At 65.7% G+C, this 23938-nt stretch carries 19 protein-coding genes; 11 read left to right on the top strand and 8 right to left on the bottom strand.

All coding sequences use genetic code 11. The features are described 5' to 3' along the window. Positions 1-73 precede the first annotated feature (73 nt). The 6 genes from AC51GT_RS21370 to eccCa form a co-directional block, all read right to left on the bottom strand. Positions 74-313: a hypothetical protein gene (locus AC51GT_RS21370; protein ID WP_496326140.1), complete on the bottom strand. Its 240-nt coding sequence runs from the start codon at positions 311-313 to the stop codon at positions 74-76. 426 nt (positions 314-739) lie between these two features. Next, the gene (glmM, locus tag AC51GT_RS21365; protein WP_496326141.1) at positions 740-2074 is read right to left on the bottom strand and encodes a phosphoglucosamine mutase; all 1335 of its coding nucleotides are present in this window, start codon (positions 2072-2074) and stop codon (positions 740-742) included. Positions 2075-2176: 102 nt separating this feature from the next. Next, positions 2177-2713, bottom strand: coding sequence for a 30S ribosomal protein S9 (gene rpsI, locus AC51GT_RS21360; RefSeq protein WP_496326142.1), 537 nt, complete (start codon positions 2711-2713; stop codon positions 2177-2179). Continuing rightward, positions 2710-3153 carry a 50S ribosomal protein L13 gene (gene rplM / locus AC51GT_RS21355; RefSeq protein ID WP_482138295.1) on the bottom strand — a complete coding sequence of 148 codons (444 nt, stop codon included), beginning with the start codon at positions 3151-3153 and terminating at the stop codon, positions 2710-2712. Before rplM ends, rpsI begins: the two co-directional genes overlap by 4 nt. 187 nt (positions 3154-3340) lie before the next feature. Next, on the bottom strand, positions 3341-4600 hold the full coding sequence (locus tag AC51GT_RS21350; protein ID WP_496326143.1) for a type VII secretion-associated protein: 1260 nt from the start codon (positions 4598-4600) through the stop codon (positions 3341-3343). Positions 4601-4611: 11 nt separating this feature from the next. Further along, on the bottom strand, positions 4612-8610 hold the full coding sequence (gene eccCa / locus AC51GT_RS21345) for a type VII secretion protein EccCa (protein WP_496330089.1): 3999 nt from the start codon (positions 8608-8610) through the stop codon (positions 4612-4614). Between the two features lie 200 nt (positions 8611-8810). Between eccCa and eccD the strand changes: the two genes are divergently transcribed. Both eccD and mycP read left to right on the top strand, forming a co-directional pair. Further along, on the top strand, positions 8811-10298 hold the full coding sequence (eccD, locus tag AC51GT_RS21340) for a type VII secretion integral membrane protein EccD (protein ID WP_496330088.1): 1488 nt from the start codon (positions 8811-8813) through the stop codon (positions 10296-10298). Beyond that, a complete protein-coding gene (gene mycP / locus AC51GT_RS21335; RefSeq protein WP_496330172.1) occupies positions 10298-11740 on the top strand; it encodes a type VII secretion-associated serine protease mycosin in 1443 nt (480 codons plus the stop codon). Before eccD ends, mycP begins: the two co-directional genes overlap by 1 nt. Positions 11741-11764: 24 nt before the next feature. Here the strand turns inward: mycP and AC51GT_RS21330 are convergent, their stop codons facing one another. Both AC51GT_RS21330 and AC51GT_RS21325 read right to left on the bottom strand, forming a co-directional pair. Next, positions 11765-12193, bottom strand: a complete 429-nt coding sequence (locus AC51GT_RS21330; RefSeq protein WP_496330087.1) for a TIGR03667 family PPOX class F420-dependent oxidoreductase — start codon at positions 12191-12193, stop codon at positions 11765-11767. A gap of 65 nt (positions 12194-12258) precedes the next feature. Further along, positions 12259-13227, bottom strand: coding sequence for a 4-hydroxy-3-methylbut-2-enyl diphosphate reductase (locus AC51GT_RS21325; protein WP_496326148.1), 969 nt, complete (start codon positions 13225-13227; stop codon positions 12259-12261). 69 nt (positions 13228-13296) lie between these two features. On the opposite strand from AC51GT_RS21325, the gene AC51GT_RS21320 reads away from it, so the two are divergent. From AC51GT_RS21320 to AC51GT_RS21280, 9 genes are all read left to right on the top strand, one after another. Further along, positions 13297-13932: a lipid droplet-associated protein gene (locus tag AC51GT_RS21320; protein ID WP_496326149.1), complete on the top strand. Its 636-nt coding sequence runs from the start codon at positions 13297-13299 to the stop codon at positions 13930-13932. 9 nt (positions 13933-13941) lie between these two features. Beyond that, on the top strand, positions 13942-15192 hold the full coding sequence (gene xseA / locus AC51GT_RS21315) for an exodeoxyribonuclease VII large subunit (RefSeq protein ID WP_496330086.1): 1251 nt from the start codon (positions 13942-13944) through the stop codon (positions 15190-15192). Between the two features lie 117 nt (positions 15193-15309). Continuing rightward, complete coding sequence (locus AC51GT_RS21310; RefSeq protein ID WP_496330085.1) at positions 15310-15588, top strand: exodeoxyribonuclease VII small subunit; 279 nt, start codon at positions 15310-15312, stop codon at positions 15586-15588. Positions 15589-15668: 80 nt separating this feature from the next. Then, the gene (locus AC51GT_RS21305; protein ID WP_496330084.1) at positions 15669-16271 is read left to right on the top strand and encodes a DUF4245 domain-containing protein; all 603 of its coding nucleotides are present in this window, start codon (positions 15669-15671) and stop codon (positions 16269-16271) included. Between the two features lie 90 nt (positions 16272-16361). Continuing rightward, positions 16362-18614, top strand: coding sequence for an MMPL family transporter (locus AC51GT_RS21300; protein ID WP_496326153.1), 2253 nt, complete (start codon positions 16362-16364; stop codon positions 18612-18614). Between the two features lie 204 nt (positions 18615-18818). Next, positions 18819-19829: a class II fructose-bisphosphatase gene (gene glpX, locus AC51GT_RS21295; RefSeq protein WP_496326154.1), complete on the top strand. Its 1011-nt coding sequence runs from the start codon at positions 18819-18821 to the stop codon at positions 19827-19829. Positions 19830-19904: 75 nt separating this feature from the next. Continuing rightward, the gene (locus AC51GT_RS21290) at positions 19905-21605 is read left to right on the top strand and encodes a fumarate hydratase (RefSeq protein WP_496330083.1); all 1701 of its coding nucleotides are present in this window, start codon (positions 19905-19907) and stop codon (positions 21603-21605) included. Positions 21606-21607: 2 nt separating this feature from the next. After that, entirely contained in the window at positions 21608-23008 is a 1401-nt protein-coding gene (locus AC51GT_RS21285; RefSeq protein ID WP_496326156.1) for a class II fumarate hydratase, read from the top strand. Between the two features lie 86 nt (positions 23009-23094). Next, a complete protein-coding gene (locus AC51GT_RS21280; RefSeq protein ID WP_496330082.1) occupies positions 23095-23775 on the top strand; it encodes a PIG-L deacetylase family protein in 681 nt (226 codons plus the stop codon). The last annotated feature ends 163 nt before the right edge of the window (positions 23776-23938 follow it).

The raw sequence follows: 23938 nt of genomic DNA, 5'->3' as shown, positions 1-23938 counted from the left end.
GCTAGAAACAGCGATGTCCGCGTCCCGAATACTCGGAACGCGGACATCGCGGCAGGCTTGGGCCTATGCCGACTCAGGAGCCGAAGAAGACACCAAGAAACGGTGCGTTGTCGATCAGGAACTGGAAGATTTCCAGCACATCGAAGTCAAAAGACGTAGTCGATCCCATATTGAACCCCTTCATAGAGATAGCGCAGTTACCCTGCGCGACCTGACGATTCGGGAAAAGGCAATTCATCTGCGCCCTTTCCCGATACACAGCATTCCACAGTCGGGCATGTCTGTCATAACGAAATCCCGCGACGGCGGCCACAGACGACAAGTCCCCCCGTGGAAGTTCTGTTCACACAAAAATTCCTTGCGGAAGTGCTATACATCATATCTACGCAGGTCAGAGCACCGAAGGATCCCAATCGCGCATTAAGACGATTTCACGTCGGTAAACACTCGTGTTCACACACACCTGTCGACCCGCCCTCGAGAGCCGCGTCGCGGTGTCCCCGGTATCGGGGACAGCAATTCCTTTCCGCGCCACCTACCAGCATGAACCGAGTCCGACATCGATGTTCATTCGTCCAATAGTTGCAAATGCAAGAATACTTCTCGAAGAATTCACATAAAGAAAGGGAGGACGGAAAGATCCGCAAAAGAGTGATTCTAGTCACAAGTCCCCGCCAAGTGTGCGGGCGCGCCGGGGTGCACCTGCGCACCGAACCGCGAGGGCGCAAAGCTCCGGCGGTCAGGCCGCCTCGACCGCCGCGGCGATCCGTCCGGCAACAGACTGGGCCTGCTCCGCCGTGGCGGCCTCGACCATCACCCGGACCAGCTGCTCGGTCCCCGACGGCCGCAGGAGCACCCGCCCGGTGTCCCCCAGTTCGCCCTCTGCCGACGCAACGGCCTGCTTCACCGACTGCGCCTGTGCCACGACGTTCTTGTCGGCCACGCGAACGTTGATCAGCACCTGCGGCAGTGCCTGCATGATCGAGGCCAGCTCGGCCAGGGGCTTGCCGGTGGACGCCATCCGGTCCATCAGTGCCAGACCGGTCAGGATGCCGTCTCCGGTGGTGCCGTGCGACGGGATGACCACATGGCCGGACTGCTCACCACCGAGGGAGTACCCACCGGCCCGGAGTTCTTCGAGTACATACCGGTCACCAACACCGGTGGTGCGCACCGCAATCCCGGCCTGTGTCATGGCGTGATGCAGACCGAGATTGCTCATCACGGTGGCGACGAGGGTGTTGTCCTTGAGGGTGCCGGCGTCCTTCATGGAGGTGGCGAGCACCGCCATGATGGCGTCGCCGTCGACCACCTCGCCCGAGGCATCCACTGCCAGGCACCGATCGGCATCACCGTCGTGGGCCAGTCCGAGATCGGCACCGTATTCCCGGACTGCAGCCTGGACCTGCTCCAAATGTGTTGAACCGCAACCCTCATTGATGTTGTTGCCATCGGGATCGGCGCTGATCGCGATCACCGTGGCACCTGCGGCGCGGTAGGCGCGCGGGGCGGCGAGGTACGCAGCACCGTGCGCGCAATCGACCACCACCGTCACCGGTTTCAGATTCGACTCGACCATCCCCGACAGATGACGGAGGTAGACATCGAGCGCGTCGTCGGCGTCGCGGACCCGTCCCACATCGGATCCGGTCGGACGCGGCACGGCAGCGTCCAAGGCTGCTTCGATGGCGTCCTCGGCCGCATCGGCAAGCTTGTGGCCGCCGGGGCCGAAGAACTTGATCCCGTTGTCGGGCATCGGATTATGAGAAGCCGAGATCATCACGCCGAATGCGGCGCCGTAATGGTCGGTGAGGTGGGCGACAGCCGGCGTGGGCACCACACCGACGCGCAGGGCGTCAACACCTGCTGCGGTCAACCCGGCACACACCGCCGCCTCGAGCATCTCCCCCGATGCCCGGGTATCGCGGCCGACGATCGCAACCGGTCGTCCGGCCGAGGTGCGGTCGGTCGCGAGCACTCGCGCTCCGGCCTGCGCAAGTGAGAGTGTCAGTTCCGGAGTCAGGTCGGCGTTGGCCAATCCCCGAACACCGTCTGTGCCGAACAGGTGCCCCATTACGTTCCTTTGTTTCCCATGCACACAGGCAGGCGTCCAGAGATTTCTGAACGCCTGCCTGTGGTCAAGTCGAGCTTGATATTTCTCGCGACTGAGAAGAGATCAGCGCTTGCTGTACTGCGAAGCCTTACGGGCCTTCTTCAGGCCGTACTTCTTGCGCTCCACTGCACGCGGGTCACGGGTGAGGAAGCCGGCCTTCTTCAGGGCCGGGCGATCGTCCGGGGTGACCTCGATCAGCGCGCGGGCGATGGCCAGACGCAGAGCGCCGGCCTGTCCCGACGGGCCGCCACCATGCAGGTTCGCGAAGATGTCGAATGCATCGTTGCGATCCACGGTGACAAACGGAGCCTTGATCAGCTGCTGGTGCACCTTGTTGGGGAAGTACTCCTCCAGGCTGCGACCGTTGAGCTTGAACTCGCCGGTGCCGGGCATCAAGCGGACGCGAACGACAGCTTCCTTACGGCGACCAACGGTCTGGACCGGGCGATCGAACTCGATCGGCGCACGGGTGACGGCCTCTTCGGCGACAACCTCGTCCACGATGTAGTCATCGGCGCCGACCTCGGCCTCGACGACTTCAGCAGCCACAACTTCGGCTTCGGTCTGATCGGACACGTTCTGCTCCTCCGGCGCCGTCACTGGGCAACCTGGGTGATCTCGAAGGGCACGGGCTGCTGAGCCGCGTGGGGGTGATTGGGTCCGGCGTACACCTTGAGCTTGGAGGCCATGGCGTTACCGAGCTTGGTCTTCGGGAGCATCCCGATGATCGCCTTCTCGACGAGGCGCTCTGGACGGGTGGCCAGGGTCTCACCGACAGTGCGGGACTTCAGGCCGCCCGGATGACCCGAGTGGCGGTAGAGCAGTTTGTCGTCGAGCTTGTTGCCGCTGATGGCAACCTTCTCGGCGTTGATGATGATGACGAAGTCGCCACCATCCATGTGGGGGGCGTAGGTCGGCTTGTGCTTGCCGCGGAGCAGATTGGCGCTCTGCACGGCAAGGCGACCGAGCACCACGTCGGTGGCGTCGATGACAAGCCACGCATGCGTGATGTCACTCGCCTTCGGGGTGTACGTAGGCACAGAAAGTCCTGTCGTTTCGGTGATGGAGCTGGTCAGGTGCGTGGCAGAGGTTACCCTGGCGACCAGTGGGGACCCAGGCCTCGACTCGCCCGGTAAACCAGACGGCCGCGCACCAACGAACAACAGTACCGTTTTGGCGACTGCATGGTCAAAACGCCTGCCACCAGCTCCGCGGGTGCCGGTGGTGTCACGGCCCGGCGATCCGCACCGATCCGACCGCACCGCGGCATTGCTCGTCGATGGATTCGCCCGCCGAACCGCTCTGACAACCGATGCTGACCTGCAGACCTCGTTCTACCAACAGATACCAGCGGATGGTCCCGCCCGATACCGGGACCTCCCGGTAACCGATCACTTCGCGGCCCGCGTACCGCGTGCTCGCGGAGAACTCCTGCACCACGGCATCGCCGCGCTGATCGATGCGGTTGCGCAGACTCACCGCGACCGATGCCAATGTAGAGGTGTCGCGGACCGTGTTCTGCAGCACGATCAGGCGGGTGTCGTTCTCCGGGGCGGCGAACGTCGTCCGGGACACCACACCCTCGGCCGGCGGTTCACTGCTGCTCCGCCAGCCGCCGGGAACCGTGAGCCCCACCCGACCGAGCTGGACGAACTGATCCGGCTGCGCCGCCGACGTAGCCGACGCACCGTCCCTGATCACCACGACGGCGACACCGGTCGCCGCTGCCACCACCACGAGCAGGGCCGCGATCGCGGCGACGAGCCGACCGCGGCTCCGCGCCCCGTTCGCCGGCGGGTCGTCGTCGATGCGCGGTGGAGGCAGTTCGGCACCGCCGAATCGCCGCAACAGGGACCGGTCGACCGCCAGGACCCGCCCCACGATGGTCGACTCCTCAGCGCTCCGACGGACCTCGGTCACCGCGGCCCGGTCGCAACCGTCGACCAGGATCGCCTCGACACGGTTGTCCATATCGGCCAGGAGGTCGGGTAGTCCGGCCGGATCGGTGAGGACCCGTGTCGAGCAGATCTGCAGTCCGGCCGTCGACGACCGCAGCTCGTGGATGTCGATCCGCGCGTCGGCCCTGGTTCGCCCATGGACCTCGATCACCACCACACACTGGGCCGCCGCGTCGAGGTGTGAACGGGCGATCGCGACGGCACGGGGTACCAGTTCCAGCTCGCCGCAGTGGGCCAGCGCCGCGTTGCGCAAGATCTCGGTTCGCCGACGGCCCCACGTACTCGGATACGTCAGCGTCACCGGCCCGATCCCGCCCAGCCGGGCGAACAACCGCGACCACGCCTCGGCGATGTGCATCCGCCGGCCATCGACCGTGACACCCGCAGCGTTGATACCCGAGACCAGCGCTCCGATGGGAGTGGCGCCGCCCGACCCGACGACGAATTCGTCGTAGGCGATGTCGGCCACCGTCGCCCGGATGCCGCGGGGCATTGTCACCACGGTCGGGTTCACAGGGTTCTGGTTCACCACGCCCTCCTTCACAAGGGCGGCAGATGGGCGACTTGGATCATTTCCTGCGGACGCGACCGGGAGACGAGTTCACCGCGGCCGGGTACCAACTTCTGCAACCGGACCCGGCCCAGCAGGTAACCCTCATCCCGGTCACCGCTCATCAACAGGCCATCGGTCGACAGGTCTTTCAGACGCCCGATGATCGTGTCGAACAGAGCCCGGCCCGCGCCGCCCGACCGCCGGGTGACGATCAGATGCAGCCCGATGTCGCGGGCCTGCGAGAGCAGGTCCACCAACGGCACCAGCGGGTTCCCGTTACCGGTGGCCACCATGTCGTAGTCGTCGACCACGATGTAGACATCCGGCCCGGACCACCAGTTGCCCTCTCGCAACTGCTGTTGCGTCACGTTCTCGCCCGGTATCCGGGCGGTGAAGAAGGCCACCAACTCGTTCACCATCGGCGCCAGGGTCTGGGCCGAACTCGCATACCCCGCCAGGTGATCCGACTCGATCACACCGAGCATGGTCCGCCGGTAGTCGACCAGCACGATCTTGGTCTGCTCAGCGGTGCCGTTCTCGACGAGACCGGCGACGATGTTGCGGAGCAACGTGGTCTTCCCGTGTTCCACGTCCGCAAAGGCCATGAAGTGTGGCTGTGCCCCGAAATCGAGGATGACCGGGGCGAGTTCGGCTTCGCCGACACCGATCGCCACCTGTTTCGGGTTCAGCGTGATCCCACGTTCACGCACGCGATCGAGCATCTCCGCCCGATCCAGATGGGACGCGAGCTTGCGGACCGCCATGGCCTTGCGGCCGGGATACATCGCACAGACTTTCTGGACCGTGTCCGCCAGCGCGCCGCGCAGTGACTCGACGTCGGTCCGGGAGTCGGTGCGAGGCAATGCGATCAACATGTGCAGTTGTTCCGGTGTCAGACCACGTCCGGGCCGGCCCTCGGGGACGAGTCCGGCGACCTTGCGCCCCATCTCCGAATCGAGCGGGTCGCCCAGACGTAGTTCGAGCCGACTGCCGATCAGGTCCTTGATTGCCGGCCGGACCTCGGCCCACCTCGCGGCGGTCACGATCACGTGGACGCCGTAGGACAGGCCCTGCGCGACGATGCCGTTGATCTGCTCCTCCAGGAAATCGAACTCCCCGCGGATCACGGCGTAGCCGTCGACCACCAGGAACACGTCGCCGAAGATGTCCTCGGACAAGGACGGGTCCCCCGCGCTGCGCCGGTTCCGGAAGTCCCGCATCGATTCGATCCCGAGGGCCGCGAACCGCAGTTCGCGTTGTCGGACCAGGGCCGCCACCTCGGCGACCGTCCGCCGGACCGCGTCCATGTCTGCGCGGCCGGCCACCGAACCCACATGCGGCAACCCGGCGATACCCGACAGCGATCCACCACCGAAGTCCAGACAGTAGAACTGCACCTGTTCGGGACCGTGCGTGACCGCAGCGGCAAGGATCAAGGCGCGCACCGCATTCGACTTGCCCGACTGCGGACCGCCGACAATCGCCACGTTGCCGCGTGAACCCGAGACGTCGATCGTCAGGACATCGCGCCGCTGATCATAGGGACGGTCGACGATGCCCAGCGGGAACTCCAGCCGACCGGTCTGCGGCGTCTGCCAGTGCGGGGCCAGCACATCGATCGTCGGCGACTCATCCAGCGGCGGCAGCCACACCTCGTGCGCGGCCGGGCCGTGGCCCTCGATCTGTCCGATCACGGTCTCGAGCAACGTGCGTGCCGGTGGGGCGTTCACCGGTTCGGGAACCTGGTCCGGAAGAATCGGTTCGGACATCACCACCGGGTCGAGGGGAACCCGCCCCGCGGTGAACATCTTGAGCCGACCACCACCGCCCGGTGTCGGCGAATACACCGCATCGATCGCCGACACCGGTGGTGTGTACGGACCCGAGACGTAACAGGTGTTGAACCGGATCGGTTCGGCGGAATCGCATTTCAGATAACCAGAGCCCGGAACATTCGGCAGATGGTAGGCGTCGGGTACGCCGAGAACCGACCGGGATTCGTTGGCAGAGAAGGTCTTCAGACCGATCCGGTACGACAGATGACTGTCGAGTCCGCGCATCTTGCCCTCTTCGAGTCGCTGCGAGGCCAGCAGGAGATGGATGTGCAGCGATCGGCCCAACCGCCCGATCGCGACGAACAGGTCGGCGAAGTCCGGCTTCTGGGCCAGCAGCTCGGAGAACTCGTCCACCACGATGAACAGTGCAGGCATCGGCTCCAGTGCGGCACCTGCGGCCCGGGCCCGTTCGTAGTCACCGACATTCGCGAAGTTCCCCGCCGAACGCAAGAGCTCCTGACGCCGGTTCATCTCACCGGACAGCGCATCGCGCATCCGGTCGACCATCGACAGTTCTTCTTCGAGGTTGGTGATCACCGCCGCCACGTGTGGGGCGGCGTCGAGTCCCAAAAATGTTGCGCCGCCCTTGAAATCGACCAGCACGAGGTTGAGCGCCTCAGGCGAATGCGAGGCCAGCATCGAGAGCACCAGCGTGCGCAGGAACTCCGATTTACCCGAGCCGGTGGCACCGATACACAGCCCGTGCGGACCCATGCCGCCTTCGGCCGCCTCTTTGATGTCGATCTCGACCGGTGTCCCGTTGACCGAGTAGCCGATCGGGACCCGCAGGCGATTGCGGGCAGGCCGCGGCGCCCACACACTGCGCAGATCCAGGCGGGTCGCATCACCGATACCGAGGAGATTCATCAGACCGGGATCGGTCGGTGAGACCTCCTGCTCCAGGCTGACCATCTGCGCGGCGGTGGCCAGGCGGTAGCGGGCCATGGTGCGGGCGAAGGCCTCCGCCTCCGGAACACTCAGCGCGTCCATGTCGGCGAACTCCTCCACACCGAATGCGCTGCGCGCGCCAACTTTTCCGTCCCGTACGACCAGCTGCAGACCGCGTCGGACCGCGAGGCCGTCCGGCGGGGCGGACAGGTCGAGCACCGACACCGCCTCCATCCCGGCGTCACCGACGATCCGTTCGTCACCGGTGACGTGACCGTCGTCGATGATCACCACCAACTGGGCCCGGCCCGCCGCCGGTGGTGCCGACCGCGAGAACCGGCCACGTTCGAGGAGATCGGTGGCCAGGTCATCCTCGAGATCTGCCAGCGACCGGTAGATCATCCGAACCGACCCGACACCGTCCCGTTCGTGCGGATGCTGCACGTGCGGCAGCCACTTGCACCAATCCCACGATTCCGCGGCCGGATCGGCGGTGACCACCGCGACCATGAGCTGATCGGGTCCGTGGAAGGCGCACAGTTCCAGCATCATCGACCGGGCGAGCTGCCTGGTCTCCTGCCTGGCCCCCTCGATGTTGATCGCCGGGAATCCGCGCAACGAGACGGCGGTGGGCAGACCGTGCACCACGGAATGCGTGCGAACGAAGCGACGCAGTGCCACCGCGGACACCGGTTCGACGTCTTCGAGCGGCCCTGTCTCCGGCGGCATCAGGCGGGTTGCCAGGCGCTGCGATCCGACGCCGACCCGGACATGGCCGAAATCGTTGTCGCCGCGACGCCGTTCCCACATCCGCCGGCCACCGACCACACCGAGCAGCGCAGCGGGTTCGGGATGGCTCCATTCGAGGGCCTGCCGTTGCGCGGCGCCCGTCTCGTGGACCTCGTCGCGGACCTGGCACAGGTACCGGAAGTAGTCCTTGCGCTCTTCGTTGAGTTCGGCGGCGCGTTTGCCGCCTCGATTGCCCCCACCTGCATACATGCCGAACATCGACATCAGCATCATCATCGGGAACATCATGAACAGCGGATTCGACAACATGTTGCGTCCGCCGGTCACGAACATCATCGCGATCATGCCCACCACGGCGAACACCATCACCACGGGCATCATCTTCATCAGCAGATTGCCCGGCACCACCCGTGGAACGTCCGGTGGCACCTGAAGATTGACCTCTCCGCCCGGCGTCCGCGGTGCCGGCACCCTGGCCCGACGGACAAAACCCTCGGTTGTACCCGTCGTCATCGCGACATCATGGATTTCAAAACCCCCCACCCCTGAAACTCAAACTTGCTCCCCTGGCCGCACATCATTCCTCATGGCGGTCCGCCGGGCACCCCGAAGGGTGCAATCAATCCACAGCGAACCCGCCGGTGGCAGGCGCAATGTCGGAGCGGTTCGCTATGGTCATCGGTACTTGGTGGGGATCTCTTGGGGGGGGAATCATGACCGCTGCTGACCTTTTGGCGGAGCTCGATGCTGCGGCCGGTACCGAACCGGCGCTCGCGCGGGTGTCGGTGATCGGTGGGACGACGCAATTCGACGTCGGCCTGCCCGCCGCGGTTGCGGTGGCCGCGCTGATCCCCGACCTCGTCGCCTTGATCAGCACCCGAGCACCGGTCGACGACGAGGACAGCGACTCGAGGCCCGGTCCCATCCGCGACCACTGGACACTGTCCCGGGTCGGTCACGACCCCATCGCGCCCAATCGCAGCCTCAGCGAGGCCGGGGTCCGTGACGGTGACCTGCTGATTCTCCGGGCAGTTCCGGCCCGGGAGAGTCCGGTGCTCTTCGACGACGTCATCGATGCGGTCGCCCGTCTCGGTGACGCGCAGTTCTCGAGCTGGAATGCCGCCGCGGCCCGGGCGATGGGGTATGCCGTCGCGGTGGGGGCCTCGACGCTGCTCTCATTATCGCTGCTCTCAGAACGCGGTGACCGTGAGCTGTTGTGGCCGATACTCATCGCCGCGATGGTTGCGCTCGCCTTCATGGTGGCCGGCGCGGTGGTCGGTCGCTATTACGACGATCCGGCCAGCGCGGCCATCGCATCGTTGTGCTCGATGGCGCCGGCAGGTGCGGCCGGAATGATGTTGCCGCCCGGCGCATTCGGAGCAGCTCACCTCGCGCTCGGCTGCGCGGTGGTCACGGTATCGGCGGCCCTGTCCTATCGAATATCGACGGCAGGCCCGCTGATCCATTCGGCCGTCGGTGCCGCCGCGATCTTCGGAACCTTCGCGTCCCTTGTGCAGCTTGTCTTCTCACCGGGCACCGTCAAACTCGGGGCAGGGCTGTGCGCCGTCGCGATCCTGGCGATCTCGATGGCCCCGCGCATCACGATCCTGCTCGCCAGGCTGCCGCTGCCCCCGGTCCCGACCGCCGGTGCGCCCATCGACCCCGTCGACTCCGCACCTCGTCCCGCCATCGAGGGTATCGGGGCGATCGGTGCCATGGCGCTCCCCTCAGCCGCGGCACTCGAACTCCGGGCCAGGACTGCGGCGCGTTATCTCACCGGGATCATCGCCGGCACGTCGGTGGCCGCGGTGGCCGGTATCGCGATGGTGGCCTACCCCGTCGATGACTTCAGTTGGCTTTGCACGGTGTACGCGTTGGTCATCGCCACTCTCCTGTGCCTGCGTGGACGTTCCTACGCCGACCTCGCACAGGCGTCGATCCTCATCGCCGCCGGGGCGATCGGGTTCGGTGTGACCGCCACACTGGTGGTGCTCGGCCCCGACGATCACGCCGCGTTCGCGATGACCGCCGTCGCGGTGGTCGCGGTCCTGGCCCTGCTCTGTGGGGTCGTGGCGCCTCAGTCGTCCTTCTCGCCGGTGATGCGTCGCCTGGTCGAGATCGCCGAATACCTGTTGATCGCCATGATCGTGCCCTTGATGTTCTGGATCATGGATCTCTTCGCCGCGGTGCGCGACCTGTGATCGAGGGTCTCGGAACCCGCACCGCGCACCCCCCGAAGCCTGGCAACCGAACCGTTCGTCTTGCCGCAGTGGTCGGCGTCCTGGCGGTGCTGACCGCGTTCCCGGCACCCACCGCGGGCGCGATCGTCCAACCGGTCATCGAGCCCGGCGCGCTGGTGCGAGGGGCGCCGGTGGCGCCACCGGAGGCCACCGAGCAGAAGATGTTGTGCGCCAAACCCGTTCTGTCACCGGGCACCGAGGTCACCGTGCCCTCGGCAGCGCAGACGATGATGCGACTGCCCGAGGCCTGGCGGTTCAGCCGGGGTGCGGGCCAACGGGTGGCCGTCATCGACACCGGCGTCACCCGGCACCCCCGGCTCCCCCGCGTCCAGGCCGGCGGCGACTACGTCTCGCGCACCGACGGCACCGACGACTGTGACGGGCACGGCACACTCGTGGCCGGGATCATTGCCGCACAGCCGTCCTCGACCGACGCGTTCGCCGGGGTGGCCCCCGAGTCCTCCATCATCGCGATCCGGCAGTCCAGCGGCGCGTTCGAGGCGAAGGACCGGCGGCAGAACACGCCCCCCGATCCGACCGTGGGTTCCGGATTCGGCACGGTGCAGACGTTGGCCAACGCGGTTGTCCGGGCCGTCGACCTCGGTGCCACGGTCATCAACATCTCCGAGGTCGCGTGCGGCTCGGCAGGCACCGACCTGCACGACAAACAGTTGGGCGCAGCGGTGAAGTACGCATTCGACCGCAATGTGGTCGTGGTGGCCGCGGCCGGCAACCTCACCCAGGGCTCGGCCTGCTCCACCCAGAATCCCCCACCGAACCCCGCCGAACCCGAGCTCGACGGCTGGGACACGGTGACCACCGTCGCCAGTCCGGCCTGGTACTCGCCGTATGTCCTGAGTGTGGCCGCCGTCGATTCGGAGACCGGATCACCGGCCGGTTTCAGCCTGTCGGGGCCCTGGGTGGGCGTCGCGGCGCCGGGTACCGGCATCCTGAGCCTGGACAACGCCGGTGGATCGAGCAGGTTGGTCAACGCCCACGACGGTGACAAAGGGCTCTCCGGCATCGACGGCACCAGTTTTGCCGCGCCGTACGTCGCCGGCGTCGCGGCGCTCGTCCGGGCGCGATTTCCAGAACTCGATGCGGCCGAGGTGATGGAACGGATCACCCGGACGGCGCACGCACCGGGAACCGGCCGCGACAACACGATCGGCCACGGAGTGATCGACCCGGTTGCCGCACTCACCTTCGAAATCCCGGACGTGGCGACGGATTGGGCTGTTCCGCAGGCGATCTCGACGCCGATCCCGGATCAGCCCGCCGACACCGGGCCACGCACGGCAGCCCTCATCGGAATCGGTGTGTGTGCGGTGATCCTGGTGGCCGGCTGGGCGGTCTCGATGCCGGCGCGGCGCTTGCGCAAGTTGGACCCCGACGAGTACTGACCCGCATGTGGTCCGGCCCGGGGCTCACCAGCCGCGTACCCGGCGGGGCTTGACGCGGATCAACGTCGAATACGCCGCCCGGAACATCTCCGGGGTCATTTCCGGGGTCATCTCCAGCTGATGGATCGCGGTCTCGTATTTGGCGGCGTAGGCATCCCATTCCGGGCCGGTGGGTCCGCCGGGGTCCGTCGACGCCTGCGCGGTGAACACCGCGACGTCTCCACCGTCGGCGGTGCTGTTGAAATTCAGTGCCACCGAGGCGTTCTGGGAGATGTTGGTCAGCTTGGCCGTGCCCGGCTCACTGAGGATCAGGAACTCGTCAGATGACCACAGAAACCACACGGGTGTGGGCACCGGTGTCCCGTTCGGTTTGACGGTGGTCAACCAGATGACGTACTCGGCGCGCAAACGTTCGCGTTGCCGCTCGGTCAGTTGCAAAGTCGTGGATGTCATCTACATCACAACGATGCCCGGGGCGCCGATCTTCCCGGACCGGGCGCGCCGGGCGTCGTGGGGTCTTACTTCGCGCGGGCGGGACGCAATTCGCGCGGCAGGGCGAAGGTCAGGGTCTCCTGTGCCGTGGTCACCGTCTCGACGCTGTCGAAGCCGTACTCACCGAGCAGGTCCATGACGCCGGCGACAAGGATCTCGGGCACCGACGCGCCAGAGGTGATGCCGACGGTCTGTACGCCCTCGAGCCACGCCGGATCGATGTCCCGGGCGTAATCGACCAGGTACGACGCGTTCGCACCGGCCTGCAGGGCCACTTCGACGAGGCGCACCGAGTTCGACGAGTTCTGCGAGCCGACCACGATAACCAGCTCGCACTGCGGGGCCATGGCCTTGACGGCAACCTGCCGATTCTGGGTGGCGTAACAGATGTCGTCACTCGGCGGATCGTTGAGCAGCGGGAACTTCTCCCGCAGGCGCGAGACCGTCTGCATGGTCTCATCGACAGACAACGTGGTCTGCGACAGCCAGATCACCTTGGACTCGTCGCGGACGGTGACGCGGTCTACGCTGTCCGGCCCGTCGACGAGCTGCACGTGGTCGGGAGCCTCACCGGCGGTGCCCTCGACCTCTTCGTGACCCTCGTGACCGATCAGCAGGATGTCGTAGTCGTCGCGGGCGAAGCGCTTGGCCTCCTGGTGCACCTTGGTGACCAGCGGGCAGGTCGCGTCGATGGTGCGCAGGTTGCGGCCGGCGGCGGATTCGTGGACCGCGGGCGAGACGCCATGCGCCGAGAAGACGACGAGCGCGCCCTCGGGCACCTCATCGGTTTCGTCGACGAAGACCGCGCCGCGGTCTGTCAGTGTCTCCACCACGTGCCGGTTGTGGACGATCTCCTTGCGCACATACACGGGTGCACCGTGCTTCTCGAGCGCTTTTTCCACTGTCTCGACAGCGCGATCGACGCCCGCGCAGTAGCCGCGAGGCTCAGCGAGCAGGATTTTCTTGCCTGACGGGGTGATTTCGGCCGAACTCATGTGGTTCAGCGTACGGGCAATCGGCCCCTACCAGTGGTCACCGCCTGCAGCATGAGGCAGAGTATGGACATGATCCGACCACCTTATGCCGCAAGGGTCGCTGCCGGGGTTGTTGTCACAGTGCTCGAAGAGACACGCAAATTGCCGACCACAGCGATCACCCTTCCGATGACCGCACTCAGCGAGACATTGCAGGCCGTGATGCGTCTTCAGCAGGGCATCGCCGAAATGGCCATCAAGGGCGACGAGGTCTTCGAGTCCCTCCTCGGCCATGCCGAAGACGAGCCGGAGTGGGCCACCTTCGATGAGGACGAGGACGACTTCGTCCTGCCCACCGTAACTCGTCCGGTGACTCCGGCCACAGCCACCGATTCCGGCGCTGCGGATGCGGGCGAAGCCGACAAAGACGACTCCGGGTCCGCGACCGGGCCGGCCGGATCCGGGCGGTTCGCGCTCTACAGTTCGACTCCCGAGATCGACGTCGACGCCGGGGATCCGACACCGACCGCGAGCTCCAACGGCGACGCTCCCGAAATCGTCGAGGCACTCGACTACGACTCGCTGACGCTGGCCCAACTGCGGGCCAAACTCCGCACCGTCGGACTCGACGAACTCAAGGAACTGGCCGCGTACGAAAAGTCCACGCGGGCCCGCGCACCGTTTGTCACGATGCTCGACAACCGTGTGACCGCGGCGACCAAGTAACCTTCCCACGTGAGCAATACGCCCGAATCGGCGTGGCCGGTGCGGACGATCAACACCAAGATCGCCGACTGGCTACACAAACTGGGACAGGTCTGGGTCGAAGGTCAGTTGACCCAGATCAACCGTCGCCCAGGTACCCGCACCGCGTTCCTGACGCTGCGCGATCCCGCCGCCGACATCTCCATCCAGGTCACCTGCAGCCCCGATCTGCTGACCCGCGCGCCGGTCCCCTTGACCGAGGGGGCACGGGTGGTGGTCCTGGGCAAACCGGTGTTCTACACCGGGCGGGGCACGGTGTCGTTGCGGGTCACGGAGATCCGGCCGATCGGCATCGGCGAACTCCTGGCCCGCATCGAACGGCTTCGCCGCCTACTGGCCGCCGAGGGACTGTTCGACGTCGCCCGCAAGCGGCCGCTACCGTTCTTGCCCGGCTCCATCGGACTCATCACCGGACGGGCCAGCGCCGCCGAGCGCGACATCGTCTCGGTCGCCCAAAAGCGTTGGCCTGCTGTTCGTTTCGAGATCCGCAACGCGCCCGTCCAGGGTCCGACGGCGGTCCCGGCCATCCTGAGGCACCTGGCCGAACTCGACGCGCACCCCGACGTCGACGTCATCATCCTGGCCCGCGGGGGCGGCAGCGTCGAGGATCTGCTGCCGTTCTCCGACGAGGCACTGTGCCGGGCCGTCGCCCAGATCACCACGGCGGTGGTCAGCGCGATCGGCCACGAACCCGACTCCCCCGTTCTCGACCTCGTTGCCGACCTGCGCGCGGCGACTCCCACCGATGCCGCCAAACGAGTGGTGCCCGATGTCGCCGTCGAACTCGCGACCGTCCGCGATCTGCGTGCACGAAGCGCCGGGGCGTTGCGCAATTGGGTGACCACCCAGGTACGCGGACTCGACTCCCTGCGCGGCCGGCCCGTACTGGCCCAGCCCTATCGCATCGTCGACGACCGGATCGACGAGATCGAACGCGCCGCCCGCGACATCCGCCGCGACGTCGCCCGGCACGTGTCCGGCGAGGAACAGCGAATCGAACATCTCACGGCCCGCCTGTCCACGCTCGGGCCCGCACAGACGTTGGCCCGTGGATACGCCGTCGTGCAGCGCGTACCCGGGGCCGCGAGCAGTTCGGACGAAGATCCCCACGTCGTGACCTCGGTCGACGACATGCCCATCGGAACCCAGCTCCGGGTCCGGGTCGCCGACGGCGCGACCCGCGCCGCGGTGATGGGCGTCGAAAAACCCCGACGCGGCTGACAACCCGAGAACGCCGGTCCGACCGGACGCGAGTTCACCAGACCAACCCAACACCGGACGCACCAGCACTCGCCGGAACAAGACACCGGCGTCCGGGCACGGACAAGAAGGAAGACAGTGGCAGCGAAGAAAGACGCCGACAGCAACGAGCGGCCGATCAGTGAACTGGGCTACGAACAGGCCCGGGACGAGCTGATCGTGGTGGTCCGCACCCTGGAACAGGGCGGTCTCGATCTCGACGCATCGCTGGAACTCTGGGAGCGCGGAGAGGCTTTGTCGCGGCGGTGTGAGGAACATCTCGAAGGCGCTCGCAAACGTATCGAAGCAGTCCTCGGGGCCGACGACGCCGACGAATTCGAGGACGACGTCGACGACGACCCGGACGACGAGGCCTGAGATCTGATTCGGCGCGACCACACCCTCGGTCACTCTCGGGCCGTTTATGACCATTACCGGCGCCCTGCAATACTCGGGTGGTGGCTGCAAAACCCCGGATTCTGACCAACAACAAAGACATGATCTGGTCTTTGATCCCTTTGTTGTTGCTCTGCCTGTTCGTCGCGGGGGTCTCCGGAAATTGTTCCGTCGGCCTGACCGGCGGCGCGGGCGACGACAAGGTTCCCGCATATGACGTCGAGAGCGGGTTGAAGGCCGACGCGCGTAGTTCGTCGTTCCCCATCCGGCTGCCCCAGACGCCTCCGGACTGGAAGCCCAACAGCGGCAGCACGGTCGCACTGGAGGACACCACCGTCTCCAACGCCGGTTACATCACCTCCAACGGTGTCTACGTCCAGCTGAGCCAGACCGGCGCTGCCAAAGACGCCCTGGTCGGGCAACTATCCGGCGATGAGACCCTGCTCGGCGCGGGCACCCGCGACATCGGTGGATCGCAGTGGGTGGTCTACACCGAGCCCGAGGGCGGACGTTCGGTGTGGGTGACCGACCTCGGTGACGTGCGGATCGGCCTGATGACGAACAAGGCCGAGGAGCCCGATCTCACCACGCTCGCCGAAGCGGTTCTTGCGGTTTCACCACTGCCGGCAGCGACCCCCGGCGCACACGTTCTACCCACGAAGTAGCGGAAACCATTGTCCGATAACGAATGTTACGGATCTTACATTCGCGCCACTGTTGAGAGCGATGTCACCGGCAGACTATAAGGTCTGCTCATGGCAATGTTCTTGTATCGACTCGGCCGGTTCTCTTTTCGGCACAAATGGTGGGCGATCGTCAGCTGGATCGTGCTCGCGGCGTTGGTGGTCACGCTGGTCAGCGCACTGAATCCGAAGTTCTCCAAAGATTTCGAGTTACCGGGCACAGACTCGGACAAAGCGATGTCGTTGATGGAGAAGAACTTCCCGGCGATCAACGCTCAGCAATCCGAGGCATCTACCAGCGTGCTCGTCGCCGCGAACGACGGACTGGCGGCCCACAACGCCACCATCGATCAGCTGGTCGCCAAGCTCAAGACCTTGCCCGAGATCACCACTCCTGACGAGGTGGCCAACCCGCTGACCGTCGCGGAGCTGGAGCCGGCGCTGGCAGCGTCCGTGCTGGGAGACAAGAACACCATCGGTCTGATCCAGGTTGCGCAGACCATCAACCCGCAAGACCTGACCATCGACGACATGAAGCAGTTCGAGGACATCCTCGCCGAATTCCGGGTCGGTGGCCTCGACGTCCAGGGCACCGGCTCGCTGATGCAGGTCCAGGAAGCGGGCGGCGCCGCCGAGATGCTCGGTTTCGTCATCGCCTTCTTCGTGATGATCGTGGCTTTCGGCGCGATCGTTGCCGCGTTCATCCCGCTCATCACCGGCATCGTCAGTGTGATCATCACCATCATGCTGGTCACGTTGGGCGCCGAGTTCCTCAGCATCAACCAGAGCGCCACCGCCATCATCACGATGCTCGGGATCGCGGTGTCCATCGACTACGCCCTGTTCATCGTCTCCAGATATCGCAGTGAGCTCAATCTCGGTGGCTCGCGCGAGGCGGCGGTGGGTCGCGCGGTGGGCACCGCCGGATCTGCGGTCGTGTTCGCGGGCCTGACGGTGGTGATCGCGGTGGCGGCGCTGTCGGTGGTCGGGATCCCGTTCATCTCGCAGATGGGCCTGGCCGCCGCGCTGGCCGTGATCGTCGCGGTGCTCGGTGCCATCACCCTGATCCCGGCATTGCTGGGAGCCTTCGGCCGCTTTGCGTTCTCGCCGCCCATCCCGAAACTGCGCCACGGGGACGAGCCCGAATCGCAGGAGACCAACGGTCTTCGTTTTGCCAAGTTCGTGACCAGATACCCGTGGCCGATCGCGGTCATCTCGCTGCTGGCGCTGGTTGTGGTGGCATTGCCGATGACCAAGCTGGAACTGGGCCTGTCGACCACCACCGACTCCGAGGTCGCTGCGACCGAGCTGCTGCAACGCGGTTTCGGTGAGGGCATCAACGGTCCCCTGCTGGTGGTGCTGAACGACACCAAGGGTGGCGACGTCGGTCCCGCCGCGGATCAGACCGTCTCGTTCATCAAGACGCTGTCCAACGTCGCGACGCCCGAACAGCTCACCTGGCGCGGTAACGGTCCGGACGCGGCCAACTCCCAGACCGGCGCGACATCGGCGCTGATCTTCGTGACGCCACAACAGTCACCGAGTGGTCCGCAGACGCACGATTTGATGGAACAGATCCGCGACTACTCGAAAACCACTGACGCCGAAGGGGTAACGCTCAACGTCGGCGGTCAGACCGCCATCATGTCCGACATCTCGGCCAAGTTGAACTCGGCGTTGATCCCGTATCTGCTGCTGGTCGTCGGGTTGGCGTTCATCATCCTGATGATCGTGTTCCGGTCGATCCTGGTCCCGCTGACGGCCACCATCGGATTCCTGTTCTCCGTATGTGCCACGTTCGGCGCCACGGTGGCGATCTTCCAGCTCGGCCACTTCGGCCTGATCACCCACACCCAACCGATCATCTCGTTCCTGCCGATCTTCATGATCGGTGTGGTCTTCGGTCTGGCCATGGATTATCAGGTCTTCCTCGTGACGCGAATGCGCGAGGAGTATGTGCATGGGTTGCCGGCCAAGGAGGCGGTGATCATCGGTTACAAGCACGGCGCGCGCGTGGTGTCGTCGGCTGCGGTGATCATGATCTCCGTGTTCGCGGCGTTCATGCTCGCGCCCGACACCACCGCGAAGATGATGGGCTTCTCCCTCGCCGCGGCCGTGTTCTTCGATGCGTTCATCGTGCGCATGTTGATCGTCCCGGCGCTCATCACGATCATGGGCGACAAGGCCTGGTGGATGCCGGCGTGGCTCGACAAGATCCTGCCCAACGTCGACATCGAGGGCACCGCCATCCGCGAGATCCCGATCGACTCGTCGATCTCGCCGGACGGAAAGCCACTCGCGCCCAAAGTCGGCGCCACCGAGTGACGCCGCCGGCCGACTGATTTCAGTTCCCTCCCACTCACCCCCGTCGTCCCCCGGTCGACGGGGGTGAGTGCGTTGTGGGGACCCGGACGGCGCGAATTCCAACGAACTTCTGCGTGTGAGCGCAGGCACCGGTGCACCACCTGCAATAACGGGCATGAAAGGATGGCCTTCAACACAATCGCCGCGATTCAGGAGGCCACCACAATGTCAGCCGCTAACACCAACTTCGAGGCTCCGGACCGAAACCTGGCGATGGAGCTCGTGCGCGTGACCGAGGCAGCCGCACTCGCGGCCGGACGGTGGGTTGGTAAGGGCGACAAGAACGGTGGCGACAAGGCCGCGGTCGACGCGATGCGTCAGCTCCTGTCCACCGTGTCCATGCGTGGCGTCGTCGTGATCGGCGAGGGCGAAAAAGACGAAGCGCCGATGCTCTACAACGGTGAAGAGGTCGGTAACGGCGAAGGCCCCGAGGTCGACGTCGCCGTCGATCCCATCGACGGCACCACGCTGATGGCCGAGGGCCGCCCCAACTCGATCGCCGTGATCGCGGTGTCCGAGCGGGGCACCATGTACGACCCCTCCGCAGTCTTCTACATGGAGAAGATCGCCGTCGGCCCCGAGGCCGCCGGCGTCATCGACATCAACGAGTCCGTCGATTACAACGTCCAGGCCGTCGCCAAGGCGAAGGGCATCGAGGTCGCCGACCTCACTGTGGTCGTCCTCGACCGCGAGCGCCACGAAGGACTCATCGCCGAGATCCGTGCCGCAGGCGCCAAGGTGCGGCTGATCTCTGACGGTGACGTCGCCGGCGCCATCGCCGCCGCACAGGACGAGAGCTCCGTCGACATGCTGCTGGGCATCGGTGGCACCCCCGAGGGCATCATCACCGCCGTCGCCATGAAGTGCATGGGCGGCGAGATCCAGGGCAAGCTCTGGCCGCGTAACGCCGCCGAGCGGCAGAAGGCGATCGACGCCGGCCACGACCTCGATCGTGTGCTCAAGACCGAAGACCTCGTCAGCGGAGAGAACATGTTCTTCTGCGCCACCGGTGTCACCAACGGCGACATGCTGCGCGGGGTGAGCTACCGCGCCAATGGTGCCACCACCCGCTCGCTGGTCATGCGTTCGAAGTCGGGCACCATCCGCACCATCGAGGGTCGCCACACCCGCCAGAAGGTCGGCGAGATCTCGACGAACACCGCTGCCGGCAGCTGATCGAAACCGGGGTGCGAGAGCACCCGGTACCACCTCTGACGAGGCACTGCGAACCGCACCGATACGATGCGTTGCGTGAGTAAACCAGCCTCAGCCCCAGAGTTTCTCTACTCCGATCTGCTTCCGATCGACGGCGACGACACCCCCTACCGACTCATCACCACGGAGGGGGTGTCGACGCTCGAGGTCGACGGCCAGACCTTCCTCAAGGTCGATCCCGAAGCCATCCGGAAACTGACCGCCGAGGCGATGCACGACATCAGCCACTACCTGCGTCCGGCTCATCTTGCGCAGCTGCGCAAGATCATCGACGACCCGGAGTCCTCGGGTAACGATCGCTTCGTCGCGCTGGATCTGCTGAAGAACGTCAACATCTCCGCCGGCGGCGTGCTGCCGATGTGTCAGGACACCGGCACCGCGATCGTGATGGGCAAGAAGAGCGAGGGTGTGCTGACCGGCGCCGACGACGCCGCGTCCATCTCCCGCGGTGTGTACGACGCCTACACCCAGCTCAATCTGCGGTACTCGCAGCTGGCACCGCTGACGACCTACGACGAGAAGAACACCGGCTCCAACCTGCCGGCGCAGGTCGAGATCTACGCGACCGAGCAGGGCCCCAAGGGCCCCGAATACAAGTTCCTGTTCATGGCCAAGGGTGGCGGCAGCGCGAACAAGTCGTTCCTGTTCCAGGAGACCAAGGCCATCCTGAACCCCAAGGGAATGCTCAAGTTCCTCGACGAGAAGATCCGCTCGCTGGGCACCGCGGCCTGCCCGCCGTATCACCTCGCCGTCGTCATCGGCGGCACCTCGGCCGAATTCGCGCTCAAGACCGCGAAATACGCCTCGGCCCACTACCTGGACAACCTGCCGACCTCGGGTTCGATGTCGGCGCACGGGTTCCGGGACCTCGAACTCGAGGAAGAGGTCTTCAAACTGACCCAGTCCTTCGGGATCGGTGCCCAGTTCGGTGGCAAGTACTTCTGCCATGATGTCCGCGTGGTCCGCCTCCCCCGGCACGGTGCGTCGTGTCCGGTGGCGATCGCGGTCTCGTGCTCGGCGGACCGGCAGGCGCTGGGCAAGATCACCGCCGACGGGGTATTCCTCGAGCAACTCGAGACCGATCCTGCGAAGTACATGCCGGCCGCCGGTGTGGCAGAAGACATCTCCAGCGGCGAGGTGGTCGAAGTCGACCTCAACCGGCCGATGTCCGAGATCCTCGAGCAGCTCTCGCAGTACCCGGTCAAGACCCGGCTGTCGCTGACCGGTCCGCTGGTGGTGGCCCGCGACATCGCGCACGCCAAGATCAAGGAGCGCCTCGACGCCGGCGACCCGATGCCCGAGTACCTGCGCAACCATCCCGTCTACTACGCCGGACCCGCCAAGACCCCCGAGGGCATGGCCTCGGGTTCCTTCGGTCCGACCACGGCCGGCCGCATGGACAGCTACGTCGAACAGTTCCAGGCCGCCGGTGGGTCAATGGTGATGTTGGCCAAGGGAAATCGTTCCAAGCAGGTCACCGAAGCCTGCAACACCCATGGTGGCTTCTATCTCGGTTCGATCGGTGGTCCGGCGGCACGGCTTGCGCTTGATTGCATCAAGAGCCAGGAGGTCATCGAATACCCCGAGCTCGGCATGGAAGCCGTGTGGAAGATCGAGGTGGAAGATTTCCCGGCGTTCATCGTTGTTGATGACAAGGGGAATGACTTCTTCACCGATCCCTCGGGTGAAGTGAGCATCCCGCTCAGTGGCATCAGGATTCGATCTAAGGAGAGCTAACTGTGAGTGAGCAGGCCTATCGCATCGAGCACGACACCATGGGCGAGGTCCGGGTTCCGGTCGACGCCCTCTGGCGTGCGCAGACCCAGCGCGCGGTGGAGAACTTCCCGATCAGCCACCGGCCGCTGGAACGGACCCAGATCCGGGCGATGGGCCTGCTCAAGGCCGCCTGCGCGCAGGTCAACAAAGACCTCGGTCTCCTCGACGAGCAGAAGGCCGACGCGATCGTGGCCGCGGCCAAGGAGATCGCCGACGGCAAGCATGACGACCAGTTCCCGATCGACGTCTTCCAGACCGGTTCGGGGACCAGCTCGAACATGAACGCCAACGAGGTCATCGCGTCGATCGCCAAGGCGGCCGGAGTCGAGGTCCACCCGAACGACCACGTCAACATGTCGCAGTCGTCGAACGACACCTTCCCCACCGCGACCCACGTCGCCGCCACCGAGGCTGCGGTCACCGACCTCATCCCGGCCCTGCAGCACCTGCAGAAGGTCTTGGCGGACAAGGCGAGCCAGTGGCGCACCGTGGTCAAGTCCGGCCGCACCCATCTGATGGACGCGGTGCCGGTCACCCTCGGCCAGGAATTCGGTGGTTATGCCCGCCAGATCGAGGCCGGCGTCGAACGGGTCACCGCGACCCTGCCTCGGGTCGGTGAGCTGCCCATCGGCGGTACCGCGGTGGGCACCGGCCTCAACGCGCCTGCCGGGTTCGGCACCAAGGTCGTCGCCGAGCTGATCAAACTCACCGGTGTGGACGAGCTGGCGCTGGCCAAGGACAACTTCGAGGCGCAGGCCGCACGCGACGGTCTCGTCGAACTGTCGGGTGCGTTGAAGACGGTTGCGGTCTCCCTGACCAAGATCGCCAACGACGTCCGCTGGATGGGGTCGGGCCCGCTCACCGGCCTCGGCGAGATCGCACTCCCCGATCTGCAGCCCGGCAGCTCGATCATGCCCGGCAAGGTCAACCCGGTGCTGCCCGAGGCGGTCACCCAGGTCGCCGCGCAGGTCATCGGCAATGACGCCGCCGTCACCTGGGGTGGCGGCAACGGCGCCTTCGAACTCAACGTCTACATCCCGATGATGGCCCGCAACGTCCTGGAGTCTCTCAAGCTGCTGGCCAATGTGTCGCGGTTGTTCGCCGACCGCTGCATCGAGGGTCTGGTCGCCAACGAGGACCGACTCAAGGAACTAGCCGAGTCGTCGCCCTCCATCGTGACCCCGCTCAACAGTGCGATCGGGTACGAAGAGGCCGCCGCCGTGGCCAAGGCTGCACTCAAGGAGAAGAAGACGATCCGGCAGACCGTGATCGACCGAGGACTGATCGGTGACAAACTCTCCGAGGCCGAGCTCGACCAACGCCTCGATGTCCTCAAGATGGCCAACCTGGATCGCGAACGCTGACCCCCACCCCCGATGATGTGCCCTTTTGGCGAGCCTGACCTGGGCTTTTGCCCGCCAAAAGGGCACACTTTCGGTATCTTGGGGCGGTGTTGATTCCGTTTCCCACCGATTGGCGCACCGCCTTGGTGTTGGTGCCGCATCCCGATGATCCCGAGTACGGGCTCGCGGCAGCCGTCGCCAAATGGTCCGGTGCGGGCAAACGGGTTGTCTACGCACTGGCCTCACGCGGTGAGGCCGGTATCGAGGGCATGCCGCCGGAGAAGGCGGGCCCGATCCGCGAAGCCGAACAGCGGGCGTCGGCGCGGATCGTCGGCGTCGAGTCCGTCGAGTTCTGGGATTTCCCCGACTCGGCGATCGTCAATGATCCGGATCTGCGTCTACGGATCGCCGAGGTCATCGGCAGGCTGGCTCCCGAGGTCGTCGTCTCGGTGTACGGCGGGCCGCAGTGGGGTCCGGGCATGCCCAATCAACGCGACCACACCGAGTTCGCGGCGGCGGTGCTGCAAACCTATGACTTCCTCGGCACCAAGCCGCGCTGGTTGTTCGAGGCCGGCCCGGACGCCACCCATGCCGAGGAGGTCGACAGTGCGGCGATCGAGGCCGCGGTGAGGTCACTGGCCGCGCATGACGTCTACCTGAAGACCCTCGATCCGGTTACACCGGTGATCAACCAGGCCCGGACGCAGACCGAGATGGTCACCGCTGCTCGCGAAGACTTCGACGAGCGTCACGCGGTCACCTTCGAACTCAAACGCCGTACCCGATGATGTGCCCTTTTGGCGGTGCCCACCTGGGGAAACGTTCGCCAAAAGTTGCTCCTATGTCAAGCGGCGGCGGTCTGAATGGCTCGTGGTTGGGGCGCAGTGTCGGTGATCAGGCGTTGATAGACGGTGCGGACCAGGCGGCGTCGGAGTGCTCGGAGGGCTGCGG

The organism is Williamsia sp. z34, from assembly GCF_059553395.1.
The sequence above is the reverse complement of the archived record's forward strand: the minus strand, read 5'-3'. Positions and strand labels throughout refer to the sequence as shown.

What these genes read in the sequence shown, in the direction of transcription:
- AC51GT_RS21330 (WP_496330087.1), bottom strand. Translation starts at nt 12,193, where the DNA reads ATGACATCCACGACTTTGCAACTGACCGAGCGGCAACGCGAACGTTTG.
- glmM (WP_496326141.1), bottom strand. Translation starts at nt 2,074, where the DNA reads ATGGGGCACCTGTTCGGCACAGACGGTGTTCGGGGATTGGCCAACGCC.
- eccCa (WP_496330089.1), bottom strand. Translation starts at nt 8,610, where the DNA reads ATGACGACGGGTACAACCGAGGGTTTTGTCCGTCGGGCCAGGGTGCCG.
- AC51GT_RS21320 (WP_496326149.1), top strand. Translation starts at nt 13,297, where the DNA reads ATGATCCGACCACCTTATGCCGCAAGGGTCGCTGCCGGGGTTGTTGTC.
- AC51GT_RS21325 (WP_496326148.1), bottom strand. Translation starts at nt 13,227, where the DNA reads ATGAGTTCGGCCGAAATCACCCCGTCAGGCAAGAAAATCCTGCTCGCT.
- AC51GT_RS21300 (WP_496326153.1), top strand. Translation starts at nt 16,362, where the DNA reads ATGGCAATGTTCTTGTATCGACTCGGCCGGTTCTCTTTTCGGCACAAA.
- eccD (WP_496330088.1), top strand. Translation starts at nt 8,811, where the DNA reads ATGACCGCTGCTGACCTTTTGGCGGAGCTCGATGCTGCGGCCGGTACC.
- glpX (WP_496326154.1), top strand. Translation starts at nt 18,819, where the DNA reads ATGTCAGCCGCTAACACCAACTTCGAGGCTCCGGACCGAAACCTGGCG.